This is a genomic window from Paenibacillus sp. MZ03-122A, assembly GCF_024213325.1.
GTDB classification, from domain to species: Bacteria; Bacillota; Bacilli; order Paenibacillales; family Paenibacillaceae; genus Paenibacillus; species Paenibacillus polymyxa_B.
This window is the reverse complement of record NZ_JANAVI010000004.1, coordinates 42,871-64,445: the sequence shown is the minus strand read 5'-3', so window position 1 is coordinate 64,445 and position 21,575 is coordinate 42,871. Positions and strand designations below refer to the sequence as shown.

35 protein-coding genes are annotated in these 21,575 nt (G+C 41.4%); 4 read left to right on the top strand and 31 right to left on the bottom strand.

The genetic code is table 11. The features are described from left to right. Positions 1-37 precede the first annotated feature (37 nt). The 16 genes from NLX74_RS10335 to NLX74_RS10250 form a co-directional block, all read right to left on the bottom strand. A complete protein-coding gene (locus NLX74_RS10335; RefSeq protein ID WP_254328645.1) occupies positions 38-1,495 on the bottom strand; it encodes a DEAD/DEAH box helicase family protein in 1,458 nt (485 codons plus the stop codon). After that, the gene (locus NLX74_RS25640) at positions 1,431-2,714 is read right to left on the bottom strand and encodes a terminase small subunit (RefSeq protein WP_302058555.1); all 1,284 of its coding nucleotides are present in this window, start codon (positions 2,712-2,714) and stop codon (positions 1,431-1,433) included. Before NLX74_RS25640 ends, NLX74_RS10335 begins: the two co-directional genes overlap by 65 nt. 372 nt (positions 2,715-3,086) lie before the next feature. Further along, positions 3,087-3,551 (bottom strand): hypothetical protein, encoded by a 465-nt coding sequence (locus tag NLX74_RS10315; protein WP_254328644.1) that lies wholly within the window; start codon positions 3,549-3,551, stop codon positions 3,087-3,089. Continuing rightward, positions 3,544-4,332, bottom strand: a complete 789-nt coding sequence (locus NLX74_RS10310) for a hypothetical protein (RefSeq protein WP_254328643.1) — start codon at positions 4,330-4,332, stop codon at positions 3,544-3,546. Before NLX74_RS10310 ends, NLX74_RS10315 begins: the two co-directional genes overlap by 8 nt. Positions 4,333-4,670: 338 nt before the next feature. Continuing rightward, positions 4,671-4,925, bottom strand: a complete 255-nt coding sequence (locus tag NLX74_RS10305) for a hypothetical protein (RefSeq protein WP_103048139.1) — start codon at positions 4,923-4,925, stop codon at positions 4,671-4,673. 133 nt (positions 4,926-5,058) lie between these two features. Continuing rightward, complete coding sequence (locus NLX74_RS10300) at positions 5,059-5,694, bottom strand: hypothetical protein (protein ID WP_254328642.1); 636 nt, start codon at positions 5,692-5,694, stop codon at positions 5,059-5,061. A gap of 252 nt (positions 5,695-5,946) precedes the next feature. Beyond that, a complete protein-coding gene (locus NLX74_RS10295) occupies positions 5,947-6,174 on the bottom strand; it encodes a hypothetical protein (protein WP_254328641.1) in 228 nt (75 codons plus the stop codon). After that, positions 6,171-6,443, bottom strand: a complete 273-nt coding sequence (locus NLX74_RS10290; protein ID WP_254328640.1) for a hypothetical protein — start codon at positions 6,441-6,443, stop codon at positions 6,171-6,173. The genes NLX74_RS10295 and NLX74_RS10290 overlap by 4 nt, the downstream gene beginning before the upstream one ends. Then, entirely contained in the window at positions 6,440-6,763 is a 324-nt protein-coding gene (locus NLX74_RS10285; protein ID WP_254328639.1) for a hypothetical protein, read from the bottom strand. Before NLX74_RS10285 ends, NLX74_RS10290 begins: the two co-directional genes overlap by 4 nt. A gap of 40 nt (positions 6,764-6,803) precedes the next feature. Further along, positions 6,804-7,229, bottom strand: coding sequence for a YopX family protein (locus tag NLX74_RS10280; RefSeq protein ID WP_254328638.1), 426 nt, complete (start codon positions 7,227-7,229; stop codon positions 6,804-6,806). A gap of 40 nt (positions 7,230-7,269) precedes the next feature. Continuing rightward, positions 7,270-7,596, bottom strand: a complete 327-nt coding sequence (locus NLX74_RS10275) for a hypothetical protein (protein WP_254328637.1) — start codon at positions 7,594-7,596, stop codon at positions 7,270-7,272. A gap of 67 nt (positions 7,597-7,663) precedes the next feature. Beyond that, positions 7,664-8,569 carry a phosphoadenosine phosphosulfate reductase domain-containing protein gene (locus NLX74_RS10270; protein WP_254328636.1) on the bottom strand — a complete coding sequence of 302 codons (906 nt, stop codon included), beginning with the start codon at positions 8,567-8,569 and terminating at the stop codon, positions 7,664-7,666. Positions 8,570-8,611: 42 nt separating this feature from the next. After that, on the bottom strand, positions 8,612-9,283 hold the full coding sequence (locus NLX74_RS10265; protein ID WP_069289735.1) for an HNH endonuclease: 672 nt from the start codon (positions 9,281-9,283) through the stop codon (positions 8,612-8,614). Positions 9,284-9,355: 72 nt separating this feature from the next. Further along, entirely contained in the window at positions 9,356-9,538 is a 183-nt protein-coding gene (locus tag NLX74_RS10260; protein ID WP_254328635.1) for a hypothetical protein, read from the bottom strand. Next, positions 9,535-9,723, bottom strand: coding sequence for a hypothetical protein (locus NLX74_RS10255; protein WP_254328634.1), 189 nt, complete (start codon positions 9,721-9,723; stop codon positions 9,535-9,537). Before NLX74_RS10255 ends, NLX74_RS10260 begins: the two co-directional genes overlap by 4 nt. A 125-nt stretch (positions 9,724-9,848) precedes the next feature. Then, on the bottom strand, positions 9,849-10,010 hold the full coding sequence (locus NLX74_RS10250) for a hypothetical protein (RefSeq protein ID WP_016822074.1): 162 nt from the start codon (positions 10,008-10,010) through the stop codon (positions 9,849-9,851). Between the two features lie 166 nt (positions 10,011-10,176). Here NLX74_RS10250 and NLX74_RS10245 point away from each other — a divergent pair, with 166 nt between their 5' ends. Next, positions 10,177-10,362 (top strand): helix-turn-helix domain-containing protein, encoded by a 186-nt coding sequence (locus NLX74_RS10245; protein ID WP_254328870.1) that lies wholly within the window; start codon positions 10,177-10,179, stop codon positions 10,360-10,362. Between the two features lie 28 nt (positions 10,363-10,390). Here NLX74_RS10245 and NLX74_RS10240 read toward each other — a convergent pair whose 3' ends face one another. From NLX74_RS10240 to NLX74_RS10170, 15 genes are all read right to left on the bottom strand, one after another. Beyond that, positions 10,391-10,618 (bottom strand): hypothetical protein, encoded by a 228-nt coding sequence (locus tag NLX74_RS10240; RefSeq protein WP_061829348.1) that lies wholly within the window; start codon positions 10,616-10,618, stop codon positions 10,391-10,393. Continuing rightward, a complete protein-coding gene (locus NLX74_RS10235; RefSeq protein WP_254328633.1) occupies positions 10,615-10,929 on the bottom strand; it encodes a hypothetical protein in 315 nt (104 codons plus the stop codon). Before NLX74_RS10235 ends, NLX74_RS10240 begins: the two co-directional genes overlap by 4 nt. Beyond that, positions 10,880-11,398, bottom strand: a complete 519-nt coding sequence (locus tag NLX74_RS10230; protein WP_254328632.1) for a DUF1064 domain-containing protein — start codon at positions 11,396-11,398, stop codon at positions 10,880-10,882. Before NLX74_RS10230 ends, NLX74_RS10235 begins: the two co-directional genes overlap by 50 nt. Before the next feature lies 1 nt (position 11,399). After that, entirely contained in the window at positions 11,400-12,518 is a 1,119-nt protein-coding gene (gene dnaN / locus NLX74_RS10225) for a DNA polymerase III subunit beta (protein WP_254328631.1), read from the bottom strand. A 116-nt stretch (positions 12,519-12,634) separates the two neighbouring features. Next, positions 12,635-12,910: a hypothetical protein gene (locus NLX74_RS10220; protein WP_254328630.1), complete on the bottom strand. Its 276-nt coding sequence runs from the start codon at positions 12,908-12,910 to the stop codon at positions 12,635-12,637. Positions 12,911-12,992: 82 nt separating this feature from the next. Next, positions 12,993-13,592: a hypothetical protein gene (locus NLX74_RS10215; protein WP_254328629.1), complete on the bottom strand. Its 600-nt coding sequence runs from the start codon at positions 13,590-13,592 to the stop codon at positions 12,993-12,995. A gap of 6 nt (positions 13,593-13,598) precedes the next feature. Then, positions 13,599-14,594 (bottom strand): phage replisome organizer N-terminal domain-containing protein, encoded by a 996-nt coding sequence (locus NLX74_RS10210; protein WP_250260610.1) that lies wholly within the window; start codon positions 14,592-14,594, stop codon positions 13,599-13,601. A 34-nt stretch (positions 14,595-14,628) separates the two neighbouring features. Further along, the gene (locus NLX74_RS10205) at positions 14,629-15,036 is read right to left on the bottom strand and encodes a hypothetical protein (RefSeq protein ID WP_250268642.1); all 408 of its coding nucleotides are present in this window, start codon (positions 15,034-15,036) and stop codon (positions 14,629-14,631) included. Between the two features lie 8 nt (positions 15,037-15,044). Beyond that, positions 15,045-16,205: a hypothetical protein gene (locus NLX74_RS10200; protein WP_250268643.1), complete on the bottom strand. Its 1,161-nt coding sequence runs from the start codon at positions 16,203-16,205 to the stop codon at positions 15,045-15,047. Positions 16,206-16,265: 60 nt separating this feature from the next. Continuing rightward, the gene (locus NLX74_RS10195; protein ID WP_254328628.1) at positions 16,266-16,655 is read right to left on the bottom strand and encodes a hypothetical protein; all 390 of its coding nucleotides are present in this window, start codon (positions 16,653-16,655) and stop codon (positions 16,266-16,268) included. Positions 16,656-16,660: 5 nt separating this feature from the next. Then, positions 16,661-17,029, bottom strand: a complete 369-nt coding sequence (locus tag NLX74_RS10190) for a hypothetical protein (protein WP_250268645.1) — start codon at positions 17,027-17,029, stop codon at positions 16,661-16,663. A gap of 105 nt (positions 17,030-17,134) precedes the next feature. After that, on the bottom strand, positions 17,135-17,566 hold the full coding sequence (locus NLX74_RS10185) for an ORF6C domain-containing protein (protein ID WP_076264689.1): 432 nt from the start codon (positions 17,564-17,566) through the stop codon (positions 17,135-17,137). Next, positions 17,563-18,684: a ParB N-terminal domain-containing protein gene (locus NLX74_RS10180; protein WP_254328627.1), complete on the bottom strand. Its 1,122-nt coding sequence runs from the start codon at positions 18,682-18,684 to the stop codon at positions 17,563-17,565. Before NLX74_RS10180 ends, NLX74_RS10185 begins: the two co-directional genes overlap by 4 nt. Positions 18,685-18,698: 14 nt before the next feature. Next, positions 18,699-18,899, bottom strand: coding sequence for a helix-turn-helix domain-containing protein (locus NLX74_RS10175; RefSeq protein ID WP_254328626.1), 201 nt, complete (start codon positions 18,897-18,899; stop codon positions 18,699-18,701). After that, positions 18,896-19,093, bottom strand: coding sequence for a helix-turn-helix domain-containing protein (locus tag NLX74_RS10170; RefSeq protein WP_064964023.1), 198 nt, complete (start codon positions 19,091-19,093; stop codon positions 18,896-18,898). Before NLX74_RS10170 ends, NLX74_RS10175 begins: the two co-directional genes overlap by 4 nt. A gap of 98 nt (positions 19,094-19,191) precedes the next feature. Here NLX74_RS10170 and NLX74_RS10165 point away from each other — a divergent pair, with 98 nt between their 5' ends. The 3 genes from NLX74_RS10165 to NLX74_RS25825 all read left to right on the top strand — a co-directional run bounded on the left by NLX74_RS10165 (position 19,192) and on the right by NLX74_RS25825 (position 21,547). Beyond that, a complete protein-coding gene (locus NLX74_RS10165; protein WP_254328625.1) occupies positions 19,192-19,752 on the top strand; it encodes a helix-turn-helix domain-containing protein in 561 nt (186 codons plus the stop codon). 4 nt (positions 19,753-19,756) lie between these two features. Continuing rightward, positions 19,757-20,230, top strand: a complete 474-nt coding sequence (locus tag NLX74_RS10160) for an ImmA/IrrE family metallo-endopeptidase (RefSeq protein ID WP_064964021.1) — start codon at positions 19,757-19,759, stop codon at positions 20,228-20,230. A gap of 93 nt (positions 20,231-20,323) precedes the next feature. Beyond that, positions 20,324-21,547, top strand: a complete 1,224-nt coding sequence (locus NLX74_RS25825) for a tyrosine-type recombinase/integrase (protein WP_254328624.1) — start codon at positions 20,324-20,326, stop codon at positions 21,545-21,547. Positions 21,548-21,575: the final 28 nt, after the last annotated feature.

Genomic DNA, 21,575 nt, shown 5'->3' with positions numbered 1-21,575 from the left:
ATTATCAACTCTCACCAAACAAGGGCAATCCCTCTATTTATCTTTTCACTGACACACTACCTATGGATGGGAGCATAATGTGTTCTGGTGCTTCAACTAAGAACTCTCCGAAAGTCAAAACAAAAGCGTCAGCTCTGTCTGGTGACTTGAGCCCACGCTTTTTCATATCCTTCTTACTTTCAAGCAGCATTTTACCCTTACTGGTCATGTTCCATTTACGTGCTGTAAGTTGGGTTATAAGAACATCATCATCAGGCAATTGTAGAACGCTCGCATCTCCATTTATGAAATTGCTCATATTCTGTTCCAATTGATCCTTAATAGATGCCCACATTTCAGTAACTAGGTTTCCATAGTGTTCATCTAAAGAAGAAGAACCATTGTTAATTGGAATGATTTCATATGGTAGTCTTTCTTCAGCTACGATTTCATTTAGTCGATCCGTTACTCCTCCGCCTACGCCGCTATCATCGACTCTTATTCTGATTCGGTTCAAATATGGATGAACACCATGCAACTCTTTAGCCAGGTTAATCACCCATCCCGCAGTAACCATTGTATCTTTCTTGAAATGATGGTGTTCTCCTACAACTCTTGGCCCTATTCCAGCAAACATTGAGGTCTCATCATCACCAAATCGTGCAACGTCAACGCCTATGGTTAGCATATCTCCGCTGGGTTCCAGCTTCACTTCTTTAGCTGCAAATTCAGCCACTTCCAGCGAAATAAATGTATCCGATTCTCCACGGGGGAATTCACCTTCAACCCGGACTCTCCATACATCGCTGCCTTCACCATACTTACGCTTGAGCATGGCGATATTATCCTTGCTTGTTCTTGGACTGTCTAGACAGGATACTTTGCGTGTTTTGTAGTCTGCTCTATCCTTATTGTGCGAATCATAAAAAACACCCGACGTTTTTGTCGGGTTGCCGCACATCAATATTTTATTGAACTCACCTGACAACGTACCCAAGATAGCCTCCATGATTGGATCGGCAACACCCGAAGCTTCATCCACAATAAAAAGCATGTAGTCCTCATGGAAGCCCTGCATGTTCTCAGGCTTGGTGGCTGTCCGAGCTGTAGCGAACCAGCGTTCCTCATAGTTCTTCATGTATATTTTGGTCTTTGTCCACTTGAGGATTCGTTTTAACACCGGACTTTTAGATTGCCATTTATTAATCTCAGCCCATAATACGTCGTGTAGCTGCTGTCTTGTAGGAGCTGTACAAATTACCTTTGGATATGGGAAACACGACAAGAACCATAAAGCCGTTGCCGCTTCTAGTCCTGTTTTTCCTACGCCCTGACCTGAACGCACTGAAACGCGCGGATTATTAGCTAAATCCATTAGAGTGCTTGCCTGCCAATCATCAGGGTAAAACTTAAGCATTTCTCGGCAGAACAATATAGGATTCTTACGGTACTCAGGAATCCGTATCTTGAATGCTTGAAACCTCCGTTTCGTCTCCGGCGAGTCCTTCGTTTTCATCACCTACCACCGCCTCTACCCAGTCGTCAATTAGATCATCCTCTGTATTGCCTTCTCCCGTAACCTTGGCCCTTTCGAGTTCAAGTTTCTCACGCTGAATCTTAAGTTTTTCGTCCTCAAGCATCCGTTTATGTTTGTCTGGGAGCAGATCCATGTATTTAGTCAGTACGTCCAAAGCCTTAGTTTTATCGTGTAGTTTAACACTTACACCATCCTTGCCCTGCTTCACCTCTGAAACCAGAGTCCCATCAATTTCATCACTATTTTTGAAAGCTACAAAATTATATCTGTACTTCTTAGTGTCTCCAGTGTCTGGATCAAAGACTGGCTCACCTTCCAGTCCTAGAATATCTTCTTCCTTTTGACCAAACTCTACGTAATCAGTAATGTCTGCAAAAGCGATCTTCATATATTCCATCAGCACACGTTGTGCATTCAACCCCACCTCGTCGATCATGGATTCCTTATGCTGTCGAATAATGTTTTGAATTTCAACTTTCTTCAACAGAGCGAAACCAATTTGATAGGCGGTTTTCTTACTGTATCCCGCCGCAATCGCTGACCTGGTAGCGTTGAAGTCTCGAAGGTATTCATAAGTGAATATCCTTTGCTTAGGCGTTAATCCATCCTCATCGGGAATTTCCGGTTCAGGTTCTTCAACAACCGTTGGAGCACTCTGTACTTTTTTGGAACGTTCCATATTACCGGAGCGTTCCGATACCTTTTTCGGAGCGTTCCGTATTTCTGGAGTAGCAACTTTTAGTTCTTTAGAGAGCGCATCAACTGTAAGCAGAGTAGCATATACTTCTCTCGGTTTATCACCTTTATATGTACCGACGAGTTTGCGTCGCTCCATTTCATCAATCAATCGGGCCGCTCTGCTATAACCTATCCTCATCTTTCGTTGCAATAAAGAAACCGAGGCTTGTTTGGCCTCGGCTACAATTTGGACAGCTTTTAGAAAAAGTTCATCCGAATATGATGTTGGGTCTTCATTTGAAGTTTCGTTATTTTGATCCGTTCCATTTTCATTAGAACGTTCCTTATGTTCCGTTTCGTCAGCAAGCATGCTCTCCCACTTGTCTTTAGCCTTCCATCCTCTTACCGTACCTTCAGATACACTAAGTTGAGAGGCTATATCTGTGAGACGTATGTTACCGGAGCTGGCTTTGTATAAATCGAATGCTTCATCCCGTTTCGGGTCTCTCTTTCGTCCCATATCTTATTATTCACCCCTTTTGATAATGTAGTTGAAGCTAAGGAAAAGTTTCCTGGACAAAAATAAGAAGCCTCTAATGCAGTGGCCTCTTATTTTACGTTATTTTATGGATTCAATATATCATTCTTCTGATTCGTTATTACTGCATTTTGATCTATTTTCTTATATATATTTTTTACCGTTGTCTACTAAAATCCTTAGGTAAAATCATCACAACACAAGAATCAATTAACTTGTCGGGTGTTTCTATCCGGCGATACAACAACTTTTTAAAGTCGATAAATTCTCTGTTTTTTTCACTAACGAGTGTGGCTATCCAGAAAAATCAAGTGTTACAATAAGTCCTTCCGGGCATAAAGATTTTTTATCCTATTAACCGCTTTTTTCGTTAACTTTGGATAAATTTCTTTGAATATGTTCTTTATATATTGACCAAAGGTGATTGCAATTCGTTCCAGTCGCTTTAAAACTATACGACAAATTCATTTCTAAAAAGTTCCTACATAGTACTTTGAGTTTGCTATCATCATTTGCTTTCTCAAAATCAAAATTAAAAGAACTGAGTTCAGCCCAACCAAATGCTTTTTTATAAGATGCCACATTCCATTGGATCTCGTTACCGATAGGTTCCACAATATCAATTATATAATTCTCTGTAAATAAAGACACATGCTCATAAACTCTGGAACCATCGTTGTTTTTTATTTCTGAAACAAATATCTCGATTATCTCTTCATGAAACGAACCAGCACAAATATTATATATTGTTGTTAATCTGTTAAGAATTGGTCCTTCCTTAATACCAACTTCAGCTAAATACTTTTCAAATCTACGCATCTTTACCTCTCCTATCTCTTACTTCAAGTATCATTCCTTCTAAATAGTGAAGAATATGTCCAAGATAATTTACAGTGAATTCCTCACTTTTATAGTCCCATTGCCAAATCCTGCCTTCATCTTTACTTGGTTGGATTCTTTTAATTTCATAATATGAATGAGTTAGCTTTTTTAAAACTTCTTGTAATTGAGTGGTTATCTGAATCTCAAATGAACTTTTGATTTTATAAGTATCCCAGTTCAATGAAGGAATTTCAAACTCAAAAGCTACATCAAGGTGCGCAGCGTAGTATCCTTCATCACGCGCTTCATAAGATATAGTGCATTCATGTCCTAGTTCATTTGCAACAGATTTTATTTTTTCCGCTAAAAGTTTGACCCCATCCAAATATTTAACTACGTATGTTGTTCTTATAATATCTTTGATAGCCGAAAAAGATTCATCTATTTTTAGCCACCCTCCATCAGGAGCTTCTGGAAAGTTACCATTGTTTAAAATGTTTTTCCTAAGTAATTTATCTTCATAAGAAATGAAGGGTTTAATATGCAATTCAGGCCTCTTTAAGTTTAGCATTAATTCAAACTGAGTATCTAAAAGGTATTGTTCATGTAACTTACGTAACTCATCATCAAATTCAATCCAGAAAATTGATGATTCAATTTGTGAGTGCATGTTTCTTGTGACATTTTCATAGTAAGTTTTCTTTGTGTTACCAACTTCTTCCCCAAATTGATTCTTATACCACACTTCAAACTCTCGTACATTGCTTGGCTTTTTCACAGCTGAGTCTCCTCTAAAGATTTAAGAAATCAATTCCAACCTATAAATAATATAATTCATTGTTAGCCAAATGGATATACAAAATCATCCACTTTTCATTTTATTGTAGTCAGTATGAAACACAGCGGAATCGAACTTGCCGTAAACCTATTCGCCATGCTATCCAACTCACAATACTCACTAGATACAGTTATATGTATAAGATCGCGGTAATTTATAACATGCGGCTACCGCTAATCCGCCATGCCCGGAATGGGCCTTCAATGGACATCCTTCTTGCTCCGGGTTTATATTCCCCTCTGAGTCCTGTCTCCGATTTAGTTTTAGTTTTGGAAAAATTACAGAAGTTGACCAGCTAGTGCTTTAAGGCCACTTGGTACAGCAATTTGTTTGCCATTATCTTCATTTCCGTTTACATAAGCTGTGTCTTTGTCTGCATAATAGATTACACCTTCGCCGCCGATAACCGGAAAACCGCTTTCGTCGTAATCCAGATTTGTACCCACATACTTGCCATGCTTAACTGCTTCATCTTCCAATGGATGGAGATGGAGAATTTTTTCCTTGTCCAAGTAAGCGTAACTATGTGCCATGTTTATTGCCTCCTAGAATAGTTTTAATTTGTTCCTGAATAAAGTGTAAATCCTTTCTACTACGCGCCTACTACGGATTTGTCCTACCCTACATAACAAATAAAGACCGCAAAGGCTTTTAAGCCCTTACGGTCTAATTTACTTCTGGCATCCTAAGTCCAATTTCACCTTCCTTGTTTCGTCCCCGTCCATAGTCGATGGTGACAAAATCCAATGTACGGTTTGTTTTTAGGCTATTTGCTATATTAACAATAACCCTACGCCGTTTATCTGCAAATGTAGTCGCTGAGATAGGTGGAATGTCCTTACGATAACCTTTTTCCAAATATTGTTGAGCTTTGAGGTATTTCATTCCATCCAAAAACAACAGCGTTGCTATCAACCCATCGTGCTTATCACGCATATTATTTATTGCAAACTTAATGTTATTCGTAAGGAATTGATAGAATTTATAATTCACATGGCGTTGGTCTTTGAGTAGCACGGCATTTGCTGTCACATCTGCTGTCAATTCTTGTCCCGAAACTCGTTTAGCAACCGATCCCTCTGCCGAAAGCAAATCATATGCAGCCATACCGTTTTCCAACTGCTGGAGAGAATATTCGTAGTTTTTTATTACATCAATTAAGTCAGTATATTTGTTCAATAGCCACTTTGTTTTTCTAATATCATCCTGTTCGATGTCGTCAAAAAAATTCACTTGAATAATTTTTCGTGTATCGGCAGCATCTTCTATTCTTTCAACGAAGATTACTGTTTGATTGTCCATGACCGTTCAGTCCTCCCGTAACTTAATGTGTCCGGTTCTATATGTTTAATAATAATATGTTGGTCAACCTGCACTACACCTACAAATAACAACACCGCCAATAATATAGACCCAAAGGCGCGTGTCATTTGTCTACACCCCATATCTGTATATAACACTTCTCGCAAACCTTAATTTTGATGCCATTTATTCGGTTTTTCATGATGAGTACGGGCTTTCCTACTTCGCACAACGAACAATGTGGTTTATCTGTCATAGCTTGTCTCCTTTATCTTGCAGGAGAGCTCTTAGTCTGGCTATCTCTGCATCCTTTTGTTGTATAAGGGATTCAGCCTGTATATCTGGCTGGTGTGGTGGGTCTGGATCAAACGTATTGCATTCTATTTCTGCCTTTAGGTCACAATATAATTCCCAAGTTTCATATTCAGCCCACTCAAGCAATTTATCTGCGCTTATAAGTCTCTCTGGTTTATCTTTCATTGTTGTTCCTCCCCATCCTCTTCGTCGTCGCCATACTCTTCCCACCAAGCAGATAACGAACCGCAAGAAGGGCATTTTATTTGTATCCACGGACCACCCTGATTCCAACGGTAATGATGCCCTTTTCCACATCCAGTACATCTGATGTATCCCTGCGACCATGGTGCTTTGTGAGCTCCATTGATTACATGTACTGGATAAGGTTTTGCTTTTGGATCGTAATGAGGAGTATACATAACCTCTTCTAATTTGATTTCCGGTTTCTTCATGTATTTATATCCTCCCTTAGTGGGTGTAGGTCCTGACTGGATAATGTCATATAAGCAGCCTCTGCCCTCTCTCTTGGGCTGGAATTAGCTATTTCTGCCGCCGTGCGAAGGCTTACGGCTGTAAAAGCCATCACTGACTTACCATGCTTGTTAAGCAACCAGTTACGGATATATCCTTCTTCGTCCTTGTTTATCGCTACTGCCTGTACCTCCAGAGAGGCGGCAGCATCATTGCAGTAGTTTGGTGTTAATTTATCCGCAGGAAAGCCTGTAAGCTCCGCTAAAGCTACGTTAAGCTGCTGGTCTGTCATATCCAACATATCTATCATCCTTCCACGCCTGAGCGTATTGTATTGGTGGTTACTCCCCTTGGGGCTGTAGCAGCTCCGGGTTATCGTGTATGTTGCCTATTACCACAGCATTTTCGTTTTCAAAGTAGAGCAATGTCGTCCCAAACGGATGGTGACCTATCATTTCAGCGTAAAATCCACCTTTCTTGTAGGTCACCTTGTAATGTCGCTTGACCATTTCGCCAGACATAGGGTTTTTGTAGCTACCGTCCAAAATATAGTCTTCGTAAATGTCCTCGCCTTCCCGATCACGCAAACCCGTGTATTGACCTACTGTTTCGGGGATCACCCTGCATACACCGTTAAAGTTGGTGTACAGATATACTTCCGTAGTACCGTCTGTCATCTCGCAAAAATCTACACCAAACCCCTCTAACCACTGATTATCTCCAACCAGCCTTTCAACACTTATGCCACGGAATTTAATATCTCTCATGCTTATCGCTCCTTATATAGGGGTATAGGGTAAGAGGCTGTTATACCTCCATAATTGCAATTTTTTTCTCGTGATCCTTCCACAGGTCTTCATCAAAGCAATTTTTGTAGTCGGACAGATCATGCCCAAAACGTTCTATAACATCGTTGATTTCAATGCATACGGAAGTTGTGCAAATCTTGGCATCATATCCGCCTTCGCTCAAAAAGTCGTATCCTACCATCTCTACAAAATCCGCAACATCACTGTAGTCTAAATGGACATATGCAAATACTGTTTCGTTCTTTTCAAAGTTTTGCGTATACAGTCCAGTTTCACGCTCTCTCAAAAGTTCGTATAGATCAGGGTTTACTTGTCCTGTTGCCATCTGTATATCTCTCCTTTGGTATAGGGGATGCATTGTGTCTCTCCCCCTTATGGAGGGCTAAGCCTCCTTATTCACAAAGCCCATATTGACTGGAGCAGACTGGTACATCTTCGAAGGCTAGCGCTTTGAATAAATCTAGTTGCTTGCCCCCGTGAACCGTCTTGGACCATTCGACCTTATCCCAAATCTGCTCCCCGTCCGAACTAGCGAAGAATGATGCACCATTTCGCTTGGAAGCCAGCTTTACAATTTCCTCCCATTGGGCGATCCGCTCCACTTCTTCTGGGAAACGGCGGGCTATTTCAAACAGTTCCATTTTGCCTGCGTTGATGCATGGCATGCACCCGACCCGACCCATTCCCAGCTTGTACAACGGGTTTGGCTCAATGTTGTGTTTGGCATGCATTGCAAAAACTTCTTCTACAGTCCAATTAATAAGTGGGCGGTATATCTCGTATCCTTCCGGTGTTTCCTCCCGTTCTGGCATTTGGGATCGAGCAAGACTTTCCTGCGCCCGTATCCCCTGCCAGCTCACAATTCGTTTACCTTCCTCCAGAAGCGGTAGGTACACCTGATCAAAAAACGGCCTTACCTTCAACTCGACTGTGCAAAAACGGGCTTTGGTAGACGGGAAGCGTCCTTTCCAGATACAGAGGTCCAAAAACGGGTTACTAGTCGGATGAAGTACAGACAACGCTTGTTCAATGATCGTTTCGGAAATTCCTTCCTCGCGCCACTTTGTCTGCACCCATTCCCGCTTACGAGCTATTTGCACGCTGAAATCTGCCTTGATACGGCGGATCGGGCCTATCTCTCTTTCCAGGTAATCAATATATTCATAGGTTTGTTGATGCTCATTGCCTGTATCTGCGAAGACTGCAATATGCGGTTCAAGTCTTTGGTAAGCAAGCAGCCATAGCGCCGTGCTGTCTTTGCCTCCTGACAGAGAAATTATGTTAACTGGATCTTCCAATGTGCTGTTCCCTCCTTCTTATCCCCTATGGGGCTATACTGTTTAATCCTCGAAACGTTCTCCATAACCATAAGATGGAGCCGGCTTACTAAAATTGTTCAAGGCATCAGATATCATATTTGTAAAAACAAGCATTTCTTTATCATCCATCGCTTCCAACAAACGCACTTCCCTAGCTTTCAAAGTTCGTCCTGCCGCTGAAGTAATCAGTTCAATGACTGGCTTTATGCTCTCCAAGCGTTCATTTTTATCGAATTCCACACGCTGCCGCGCCGCCAGTTTACGGTTGTGCTCTTCCCAATCCTGTTCATCGAACCAAAAGTAATCGCCGTATTTATCACGGAATGCCGATATCCAAAATTGAAGGAGTTCTTCATTTATTTGTATCCGATCATGGCAAGGCCAGCAGAGTCGTAGTCCGTTCGTCTTTACGCCACGTCCTTTCCTGCCGCGTGGGTAAACGTGATGAGTAGTTGTAGCTTCGGCAGCTTTACAGCATTCGCAGATTCCGTTTGAATCAGCAATCAGTTCCGCTATTACATCCTTCGGGAATTCTCCACGCTCCTTGGTATTAGGCCGTGACTGGTGGTGAGAGAGAATATCTTTCTTCCATTCAGGAACAGGTTTTTTATCCTTTTTCCGTTGTCCAAGGCTGCTGTAAGCCTTCTTTTGCTTTGGCTTTTTCTCCGGCTTCCAAAATGTTTGATGGGACATTCCCCTCGCCACCTTTCCGACAATTTAAATTCGTTTTTCCTTTGCTTATGCTTATATTTTGAGCCTAAACCACTACGGCTCCACTACGGATTTTAGAGGTTCAAGCAAGCCAGCTTCCTCTAAAACGGAATAATATTTATACCTTTCTTTCGTTGTTACGCGCACTTTATTTATGGTATGTGATGCGTAGAAGGCTACAGCCTGCTGTACTTCAATAGGTTCTTCATCAAGCTTGTTCAAGTCGAGCTTTTTCACAAGCTCCCCTCCCTTATGCGGCGATTATATTTCTCTTGAAAATCACCCTTTATTTTAGGCGGTAAGGTATCAATTACCTCATCCCATATGTTCAATAATTCACTGTTAACCGCAGCAAACTTTTGTATATCCACGTAACGTTCCACCAATGCTGTAGTGAACTCATCCATTTCTTGTTCTGTCATACACCATGCCTCCATTACGTTTTTTGGTTCCAGTACAATGTTGCTCTTTTGGGTACAGTGTTGCGTAATTGCATCATTCAGCGTAGGAAAGGTTTCCTTAACTGATCACTTGGCTTGTGCCAACCTCACCGAATGATCCCGGTGAACGCTCTGAGCTTAATGACCTGTTTATACTCGCTCAGACGAGTTTTTAATTCTTTGATCCAAATTGTGAGTAGGATGAAACTCCACTCGAATTCCCAAAACCCATCTTGCCAGAATACCCATTGCTTGTATGTTTTTCTCATGAAAATATACCTCCATTAAATTCGATATCGTATTTAGAATATTTATTGCTTGTCCTAACAATATACGATATCGAATATTAAGTCAATATGCCTTGCTAAAAATTATTCGTTATCGTATAATTCGGCTGAGAGGTGAAGTACATTGCTTAAAGTGAAACCGAATTTGATGCCTTTATTAAAAAAGAAAGGTATCATTCAATTGCAATTGTCTGAAATGACTGGAATTCCACAGGGTTCAATTAGTAGATTTGATAAAAATAGTCGCCATGAAGCCTGGCATTTATTTGCTATCGCTAAGGCACTGGATGTTACGATTGAAGACTTGTTTATTACTGAGGAGCAAGAGGATTAAGAACCCTTATGCTCCTTTTGTTTTCCGCTTAGATCGGATTAAGAAGCCTTTCGAGTCGCATAACCTCTTTCTGGAGGTACTGAATCAAATCAGTTGCCTCCTCCAGCGCCATAAGCCTCCAGTCATAGGACATATCTGATACCTGGTCTATGGTGGTTCCATACTTCTTTAGACCTTTCTCGTTTTGCTTGTCCAGCAATTCTATGATCCGTTGTGTTACTTCTGGACGTTCAATTTCATTTTGAGAGTGCTTCATTTAATCGCCTCCTCCGTCTCCGGTAGAATAAGCATATCTCCGTCATACTTCAACTCCGCCTGATTAGGGTCAATCACTGGTCCCCAATGGTTATTAGCCTGCATGATGCGGACTATATCAGCCGCATATGTTTCGTCGGTGTTTACTACCAGATACGTATTAAGTGGAGGCTTACCGTCCAGAAGCCGCAGTTCCTGAACCTTCCACAAAATACGAGATAGATCACTTTTCTCACGTTCATCAAGGTATTTATTGATATCCTCATTTTTTAATACGGTGAATTTTACTTGCATTCCGGCTAGTCCTGACATTTTTCCTCTCTCCTTCTGCTTGTTTTAAAAGTTTATTGATAGCTCGTTTCCGATCCGCTTTTTCTTTCTTGAACTGCTTGATTGGAATGAATTCTCCTCGTTTTTTAGTGAGTATATCTATAGGTAAAGTCGGATATTTTGCTTGGAATAATTTCAATTTGACACGGAATGTCGATGTCTCTACACCCTTGATATCTATTACTCGCTGAGTATCGTCCAGATTAGTGACCAGAAAATCAGCAATGTAGGTCACTTTTGGTTTCTCCTGTAGTATAAATACAGGGTGGCAAGTAAAGTCTTTGATTTCTCCATACTTGCGCTGCCGAAGGAGTTCTTGGCAATACTCTCCCTCCGCTTCGCTATCAAAGCGGGTGCCTATCACATCTAGTTCGTACCTTTTTACGATCCATTCCTCAAATAACGTTCCATCCTCCGTGACAATGACCTTTTTGGCATTATATTTACTCATCTTATCCAGCCACCCTATAAGGAAGAACAATGTAGAAACTGGACTCGTCACTCCGAAGAGTGAGAGGCTTTAAAGAACCCGTGTACCCGAGTATAATTACATCGTTTTCTAAGACCTTCAATGCATCCAAGACATATTTTGCATTCAACGTCAGGTTGAAATTTTCTCCGTTGAAACTGATTGGTGTTATGCTTTCTGTTGCCTTGCCCGTTTCCTTTCCCTTACCTCGAATGTTAATTTCTTTTTCTGAAACAGAGAATGTGACAGCGTTATTTTTTTCCTCTTTCGCCAGAGTGAAAATAAGCTCCAATGATTCGATCAGTTCTTTTCGGTTAACAGTTATTTCGGTAACTGATTTAATAGCCATAGCATGAGTTGTATCAGGATAAATACCTTCTAGGACACGAGAATAAAATATAAACCTTTCTGTTCGTGCGAACGCATATATCACGTCTCCGCCAGAAGACTTGGAAAAACCGAATTCTACTTCATCGTTGTCATTTACGATCTTCTGTAATTCAATTATTCCTCTGGCTTCAATAACAGCCGTGCCGATATTTCCAATATCAAATTCTCTTTCAGCATGGGCCAATCGGTGTCGGTTCGTTGCCACCATTTGAATTTTCCCAGTCTGAAGGATAACGTTTACCCCTGTAATGATAGGCAATGATTTTCCGTCTATATCTGCCGCAAAAACTGTCTTTTTGATTAGATTTTTTAAGTCTTTTCCCTTAATCTCAACAAACTCATTTTCATTTATCTCTGGAGGAGCAGGATATTCTTCTGGAGGCATTCCAGTAATCTCAATCTCCTTATTCCGTGACTTTATGGTGACTTGATCCCCATTTTTAACTTGCAGTTCTATTTTCCCATTGATCTTCTGGAGAATATCCAATAGAACTTTGGGCAGCGCCGCGGAACCAGTCTCTTTGATGTCTATGTTTTCCTCGACAAATGATTGGATAGTTGCTCGGTCATCGGTACCAGTAACGGTTACCCTGTCCTCCGTTGCTTCGATCAAAAAGCAACTCAATATGGGGATTATTACTTTTGTTGAAATTACCTTGCTGGCATCTTCTAAAGCCTCAGCTAATAGAGAACTGTCCACTACTATATTCATAAGGTTTGATCTCCTTTTTCGCATTAGGATTGCACTCCGGGCAAGGTCCCAGCATTACAATTGAGCCTTTGAACTGATATGCCACCTTACTGCCACTGCAAGTTCTACACATACCCTTAATCCCTCCGTCTATTTCTACCACCCACCGGCAGTATCTTTACAAATGGTTCTATTCGCTCAAAGATCCGGGCCGCTTTTTTGTCATTCTGTTTCTGTTCGCTCGGCTTGCTGTCTTTCACATTCACCAAATGCTGTTTCAGCTCACTCATGGTTAAATTCGATGTGTAGATCGTCGTTAGGCGTTCCATCCGCCGCTGAAGTATTGGTCCCAGAACTTCATCCCTTGTCCAAGTCGTTAATGACTCGGCCCCGATATCATCCAATATCAACACAGGAACTGTTCTCAAAGCATCAAGTTTACTTTCAACAGTCTCTGTCTTTGAGCCAATTGCATCCTTAACCTCCAGTAGGAAATCAGGAACATAGACCATTCAGTACGCTTACGTCACGCTTAGCCAACTCTTGGGCAATGGCTCCAACAATACGACTTTTGCCTACACCCATTTGACCGTAAAAGTACAAACCTTTTGTTGTTTCACCTGGTACAAATTCATCACAAAAATTTATTGCCGCCGCAATTGCAGATATCCGCTGCGGGTCAGGTTCAATGTCTTCAAAGGTGGCATTCAGGATGTGAGCCGGGATGTAGTGGCTCTTGATCCTCTGACCTATCCCTTGTTCCCTTTCGTGAGCAGTTAGCAATGGGCATTTCTGAAGTCGGAAGACCAGCTCGTCAGCTTTGGTCGGGTTAGGCTCTGCAAAGCTTGTATGCCCCTTCTGTTCGTTCTGGCAAGCAACCAACCCTGGACACTCGCTGCATTTATCGCAATAGGATATATGCTGTGACAGATCTCTATATCGTTTTGGTTCGGTCAGATCCTCGGTTCGATCAGGAAATTCACTTTTTAATCGCTTAACCTCAGGATGGTTCGCTAGGCGTTCCAGCACCGCAGCCTGCCTTTTAGCAAAACCAGCGGGTATTAATGCCTTTAGTTCTTTGCCGAAGCTCTCCATGTGGCATCAACCTCCCTGTTTAGCCCTTAGTTTTGCAAGCATGCTTTGAATGTCCGACTCGGTGTATTCGCTTGGTGGCACATCTATTTGTGACTCAGGCTTACAAGGCAAAGCACTTTCGGTACTCTCCCCCTTACCAATATCTTCTCGTAAGGCGTGTAAGGAGAAAATAATAGTCGCACAGTAACTCAAACTCCGTATCCCATCGCGCTTATGCTTAGGTTTAAATTTGTCAAAGGACTGATCAATTCCGTCCAAAGCGGTTTGAAGCGGTACACCAGCGGCTAGCAATTCATCAATGCTCGTTTCGTCAGCTGCTGTAATGTATAATCCCTTCCCCCTGCGCTGTAGGTACTTGTCGGCAACGGCATTGTGATAGTCGATATCAGAAGATGATATTTCATCCTGTCCAGAGTCGGCATCTGTTTCAGGAGTGACAGGAACGGCATCCTGTCGGGTGAACGGTATCCCCTCATCTTCGAATTTGATTTCAGTCTCGGGCGTTAAACAACAACTACTTTCTTTTTCTTTAGTCTTACTTCTTACTTCTAGGGGCGTGACATCACCGGGACTGTCCGGGACATTTCCGGGACTAGGTTCAGCAAGCTGTAACTGTTTTCGTTTAGCCCTTTGTTCAGCTTTTCGTTTTCGCTCGTACTCTCGCACCTTTTGAAGAGATTCTGTATTCTGGTGCTTTTCCCAATTCGGAAGGAAGAAAGCTCCTTGTTCAGATATTTCCAACATTCCAAATCTCTCAAAAATAGATAGAGCCATTTTTATGACAGGTAACGGCCTCTTAATCACTGAAATCAACATATCCTCTGTGTAAGGAATGGATTCTGTCAGCATAATATAACCGCCCATATTTGATCGGCCTGTCATAGTCATTAATTTGAGCCATATAACGATGATCGTGTCAGCTTCGGGCATATCTTCGATGATTTTAATTTTTTCGTCGTCAAACATGCCAGTACTGAGCTTGATCCATTTTATTTCTGCCATGTTTCAACCTCTTCTCAGCTTTTGAATCATAAACCTACCTGTTTGCGCTGGCGTTGTTTCCAAACTCCGCTAGCAGAACCTTTAGGCTGTATTTTAAAGAGTTTATTACCTGGTCATTACTTTCCACAGCATTACTCCAGCGGACCTTATCAGCTTCAGCATCTGCTTCTTGGATGCGAATTTTAATTACCGCTAATTCCGCTCGCTGCTCCCTAAGATTCTCTGCTGCAATATACGCTTCAGCATATACACGCTTTCTTTCAGCATAGATCCGCTTATATTCCCTTACGGCCTCAGCTGCCTTACGCCCCAAGATTACCTGGACTTCCGTAAGCAATTCAATCTTGCGAGCCAGGGTAGCAGGGTAATCATGGCTGCATTGATCCGCAAGACTATAAAGCTCTCCGAGCGTATATTGTTTTTGTAGAGACAATGCAGCCACTCCTTTTTTTATACATGCGCTCCTATATGGAGTAATCGTTCTCTAACCTCAGGCCAAAGGTGTGCTTGTCCACCTTCGCCGTTTTGATCTTTACAAAACCACCGAGAAACTGTTGGCTTACCATACGTGACATAATCTCGCAAGTTTTCTACCCAACCAGACTCTGTACCAGACATCTGTTGAGGCTTAGGATACAAAGGAATAGATTTAGGTGGATCGTATTTCTTCTCTCCCACCCTCATGCCGAGAAAATAAGGATTTCCTTCTGTCTCAACAAGACCGAGCCGCTTCGTTTCCTTGATGAACAACTGGAATTTACGTGATACCCATCCGATTTCATAGAGGTATCCAAGTATAGCGTTAGCGAATTGGATTCTGCCTTCCCTGCCAGCCTGTTTTGCTTTTCGTTTCCAATCTTTCAATTGTCCTTCTGTAGGAACAAACCTTGATTTAGGGTTGTTATGCCCTGATCTCCGAATTAGCTTCCTGATTGCATTTTCAGGAACAGTGTCTAGGTTAAACAGTTCAAAAGCAGCCAAATTAGTGTAATGATCTTTGTTTACAATCACCCACCACATGTTATTGATATTGTGGTAGACAGTTCCACGCATCAACGTGCCTTTTCTGCCTCTGAAATACTTCACTTCACCGTTATTAATCCGTATCCCATCTTTATCGAGAGCGTTATAATCAGGAAGATTTTCTGAACTCCAGTGTCTGCTTGGCGAATTAAGTTCATGGAATACCTTATCGTATGACGTTTTTAGTACTGGTTTAGAGTCACAAGTAAATCCTTCCTCCAGTAAAAATTGTTCCATATATCTGACTTCAACTAGAAACCGCTTTTGGAGTAGATAAGACATCTTTTCAAATTTGTTAAAGTCATATCTACCGCCGTTTGGGTTCTCTACATTAATCTCTTGATAGAATTCAAGTTTTGCACCACAATTATATTTTTCACCAACAAACAGTAGCTCTCCCTTGTTGCCAGCAAAGTGATCCTTAGAAAGGATAGAATAATCACGGTCAATTCGTGGATCAGATCCAATGACAAACCCTCTATTCCTCATCATGTCTAACATACGTAAAAAGGTAGGATGAGATATTTCTTTATCGCCTCTTACAGCTATGCTTGTCTGCCAAATGCTAAAATCCTTGTCTCCTCTCACAAGACAGGCCTCCTATTTTCATTTTCAAAATCTTGTGTTATACTTCCGTTGAATTGTTTATTAAGTGATCGTGTTGGTAGCACGATTGTTTTTCTGGACTTTTCTGTCTTTTCTTTTGCGGTATAACTTACGGCAATAGTAATTACAGAAAAGTCCTTCTTCTTTTGGATTGGGAATTTTTTGTCCTTCAAAGACTTCTTTTTCACAATGCTTGCAGCATCCTATTTTTTTACCAGATATCTTGTATCCTGATGACTTAGGAGCCTCTAGCCCTTCATATTCTTCATTTTTAAATTCCTCAAGTTCACTTAATTCAGTAGTAAGCAAATCTATTTGAGCATGAATTTCGTCAGTCGGTAATCCGAATTTAACAGCGTCAATGCTGTCCTCATATAACTCACGTAATTGCGCTCTAAGCACCCTAGATTGTTTATGCTCGTCCAAGTCCAACTCTCTCAGCTCCATATCTCCGCTTCAAGTTCGGATATTCTAGTTTTTAACCGCCTTTCTTGTTCCTTCAAAGGCTTCATCTTCTTAATACAAACGTGATTAGGCCATGGACTATCTGTAATAGCATATTGAGTTTTATAAATGGCCTGAAGCTTTTGTTCAGTAAGTTCTTTTTCCTTTTGAAGAGAAAGCTTTTCCTTATCCTGCTCTGTTAGCTCTAGCATCTCAATATCTACTGAATGTTGACAATTCAACCAGCGATGCATGAGTAATACAGCGGCTATAAGTGAGTCTGCTGGTTGATCTAATGTAAACTTGATGCCTTCATCATCCACGATTGGAATTGAATAAGTGGTTTGAGTTTGGTAACTCATTTTGCCTTCGCCTCACGCTGGATATTACGAACGATAATGGCGTGCTGCAAAGAATTTTTAGACCACAGCTCAGCCAATTCTTCAAGCGTCATAGCCAACTCCCCTTTAAATGTAGTCTTCTGGACGAAACTCTTTAACGAAGTAAATGGAATCATCAAAATCTATGCGCCGGATGTGACTGTACTTTGCAACTGAGAACAAAACTTTCAGCTTACTCCAAATCATGCGGCGATATTTCCCGACCGTTTCGTTAAATTTTCCATCTGTCTCCTTGTAACGATCTTTTGTGAGAGTAATGGACCTGATTCTTACTGCATCCTGTAACTGATAGCATTCAGCATCTGTAAGCGTCACGCTATCCCGAACCTCTTGAACCATCATCTGAACTTCTTCCACCTTTTCAGTAACATCCAAATGCATTTGCTTAATACCGTCCACAAGACCACGAATCGCCATGCCTTGAGCCTCAGTTAGTTGCATTTGCTTTTCAACTACAGACAAGAAATCTGGCTGTTGATTAGGATTAATTAGCGTCATTTTTCTACCACCTTTCTGCTGTTTACAGCTGGACGAATCTGTTCGATAAAGGCTTCCAACATGTCCAAACTTTCAGACAACCGTTTCTTTTCAGAGCTACTTGCACTGCCTATTGCACCCAACATGAATGAAGTAATTCCAACCTTTTGCAGAAACTGTTTCACATGGATACTCACTTGGATCGTATTACTGTCCGCTTCAAAGCGAAGCTTCTTCATTTGAGCAGCAGCCTTCTGTTCGTTGAAGTCGTCTGGCTGCTGGAGTTTGATAGTCTCAAGTTCTTCTTTAGCTCTTTGGTAGCCACTCTTCAATTGTTCAACTTTTAAACGTTCTTTTTCCAAATCGTCATTGAGTTTGTTTTTCCAATATTCATCGCGTTGCTTGAGCTGCGCTTCTGCCTCTTTTTCCTTTTGACGAATGAAAATGCCCGTTTCTTCCTCATGACGCTCTACAGCAGCAGATACTGCATCTTCAAGTTGATCAGCAGGAATAGCATCTTTGTACTGTCTTTGCAGCTCAAGCTTGTCAAGTTCTGCTTGCTCCGCTCTCTCTTCGGCTTCACGGACAGCGGCCTCCAATCGTTTTTTTGTCTCCACGAACGCTTTATGAGTGCTAATCAATCCTTCATCAAGCTGCTGGATAATCTCCGGTGTGGCATTCTCAGCGATGAACTTCGCCTTATCGTACTGTCTGCCAGAGCCGAACCCTGCTTGATCCGCTACAATGTCTCGTACTTGCCCGGTAGGTTGGTCAGGAAAATTTTCCGTACCTCCAGCCATGCGCTCTTTGGCTTTCAATCGTTCGGCCTCTTCAAGTCGCCGCGCCCATTCTACTCGTTCAGAAAAAGTGAACTCTTTACGATGTTCATTTTCAGAAATCTCAAGCTGAAGCTGATGTTCAAAGTCTTTGATTTCCATAACTCTTACTGTCACTTCTGAGCGTCCAAGGAACTGATGCGCTCTTAAACGCCGCTCTCCAGCAATTAGCTGATAATCCGGTGTTACTACAATAGGGTTAATGAGTCCGTTTTGTTCAATATCCTGTGCCAGTTCTTCTATCCCACCGAAATCCTTACGAATTCGGTCCCTAACTTTGATTTTGTTAATATCAATTTGCAAATTGAATCTCCTTTCTATTTTTTACTTTCGATTAAACCTTGCTCATACTCCAGAAGCCATTCTCTTTTAATTTTCCAATGCCTTCCCTGTTTATAGGCTTTCAACTTTCCCTGCTTAATTCGGTTAATCACTGTGTATTTACTGATCAGTAGGTAGTCAGCTGCGTCTACAACATCCAATGTAGGTCTTAAAAAAGTGACTAGTTGATCACTCACAAGATCGCCTCATTTTTCATCCCCAGCATCTTAGCAATTCTAGGCTTCTGTTTCTCTCCAGCCCGAGTACCTTTTAAAATTTCAGAAACATATGGAACTGAAACACCTAATTCCTTGGCGACATCAACTAATTTGATATTTTTCTGGAGCATAATCTTTCTAGCCTCTGCCCCAAAATTGGTGTAATGTGTCATACTAGACCTCCTATCGACTGAATATATTCAGCAAGTCAATAAAATATTGAATATATTCAGATATTATTGAACATGCTAGATAGGATGTGCGTTTTCAGATGCCTATATTAGATAATATTCAGAAACTTTGTAGAGAAAATGATATTACCGTCGCCAAATTAGAAAAAGAACTTAACTTTAGTAATGGTTCGCTGTATAAGTGGGCTAGCAGCTCCCCCTCAATCGACAAAGTACAGAAAGTCGCTAAATACTTCAAAGTTTCTTTTGATAAGTTATATTACGGGTTTGAGTTAACTGAGTTAAAACGCCTAGTCCATTATGTAAAGAATGGTAGGTCCGATGAGCAGTTTGCAGTAGATACAGGGGTAGACTTTGAAGAACTGTCAAGTATCGCCTTGGGCTTAATAACCGAACCTCCTGCACTTGATACGATTATAAAGATCGCCTCCAGCAATCCTGTAGACCATATCGTTAGTGAGGAAGATTTGGTGAAAGCGGCAGGTTATTCATTAGAAGATCTTGAAAACATAAAATCAGATGACCAAGAATTTCAGGAAATTCAGACTATAGCGGCTCACTTTGACGGAGAAGATTACACAGATGAAGAAATGCAAGAAATCCTTGACTACGTAAAATACATCAAGTCAAAAAGGAAATGATGCCATGTCATATACCCTGCTATCTCAACTTATGAACGAAGCTGCATCATCGGGGGTGGAGGTTCTGGAACGCCCTTTTAAAAACTTAAAACTAAAAGGGCTGTACATTGATAAAGTGATAACCATTAATTCTGCGACCACTCAATCACTCAGTGAGAAATGTTGTACTTTGGCAGAAGAAATTGGGCATTATCATACTTCTGTCGGGAATATTCTCGACCAAGCCGATATTAGAAACCGGAAACAGGAACTCAGAGCGAGACAATGGGCCTATCAACGGCTTATTCCACTTTCAGCGATTATTCAGGCCCACCAGGCAAGAGTTAAAGGAAGGTATGAAATTGCAGAATTTCTTGGGGTAACTGAAGAGTTTTTGCAAGCGTCTATTGATCGTTATCAACAGATATATGAAATTTATACTGTTTGTGACGGATACTTAATCTATTTTGATCCTTTGGGTGTAGTAGAAATATTTTAATTGAACTTTGCGCTTCCCAGCCGCAAGGCTGTTTAAATATACTCTACAAAAGAACGTACGTTCTTATACTTTTGAAAGAAAGGAGTCAAAACTGTGAAAAAGAAAGGAAGCTCCACGAAGAGGAAGCTGCCAACAAATGTAAGGGAACGTGATGGCAAGTATTCTTATCGCTACTACATCCCCACTACCAAATTCGTTGATGGAGAGGAAAAGAAAAGCAGCAAAGAAATGGAATCGCCTAGGTTTGACACGATTCAGGAGGCAATTGATTTTGGGATATTGATCGAGGCGAAAAAGATACAGAAAAAGTTGAAATACACAGACGACCTAACAGTAAGGACTTGGAGTCAGACTTGGCTTAAAGCCTATATCATAGAGCGAGAGCCCGCTGGCAACACGATCAAAAGTCGCGTGTATGGACTAGGTGTTCTGTTGAAGCAATTTGGTGGCTTTGCGCTTGCAGACGTGACCGCGAGTCAATATCAGGATTTCCTTTATAAGCTAAAAGAAGAGGGTAAGAGCCGCAGCACTATTACCACTATACACACAGCAGCTTCTCTTATGTTTGAACACGCTAAACGAAATGGCTTGATCGAGTCCGATCCAACCGCTGATGCAGTTATACCAAAGGAGAAAAAAAAGGCACGGAAAGCAGGAGAAAAAAGACAAGTCCTCCCCAAATTTCTTGAGAAGGACGAGTTAAAAAAATTTCTACAACTAGCCAGGTTTATGCTTACAACCAACATGTGGGCTTTTTTCATTGTATTAGCCTACACAGGCTTACGAATCAGTGAAGCAGCAGGACTTCAGTGGGACGATATTGATTTTGATGCACGAACGATTGATGTAAACAAACAGCTTTACGGTACAAGCGTTCTTAAGTATTCCTTTATTCCTCCAAAGAATGAACAAAGCGAACGCATTGTAAGCTTTGGAGATACTGTAGCCAAGGCTCTCGGATTATTGAAGGAATGGCAAAAGGATGAACGCCTTTCTGCCAAAAAGTTTAACCCGAAGGATAATTTTGTTTTTTGGTGTCCGTCTTATCCTGGATATCCAGTTCAAGTCACAAGGGTGGGGGACTATATGAAGAAGGTTCTTGCGAAAGCTGAATTGCCGACAAATCTTACTCCACACAGTTTACGCCATACCCATGTATCGTTACTCGCTTCTAATCCGCGAGTTGGACTGCCTGAGATTCAGGCACGAATCGGGCACAAGAGCAATTCTAAAGTTACAGAACTGATCTATCTCCACGTCACAAAAAACCGCCAAATCAAGATTGCTGATGATTTTGAATGGGCAATCAACAATTAGAAGTGCGGGTAATTTGCGGGTAACTCGC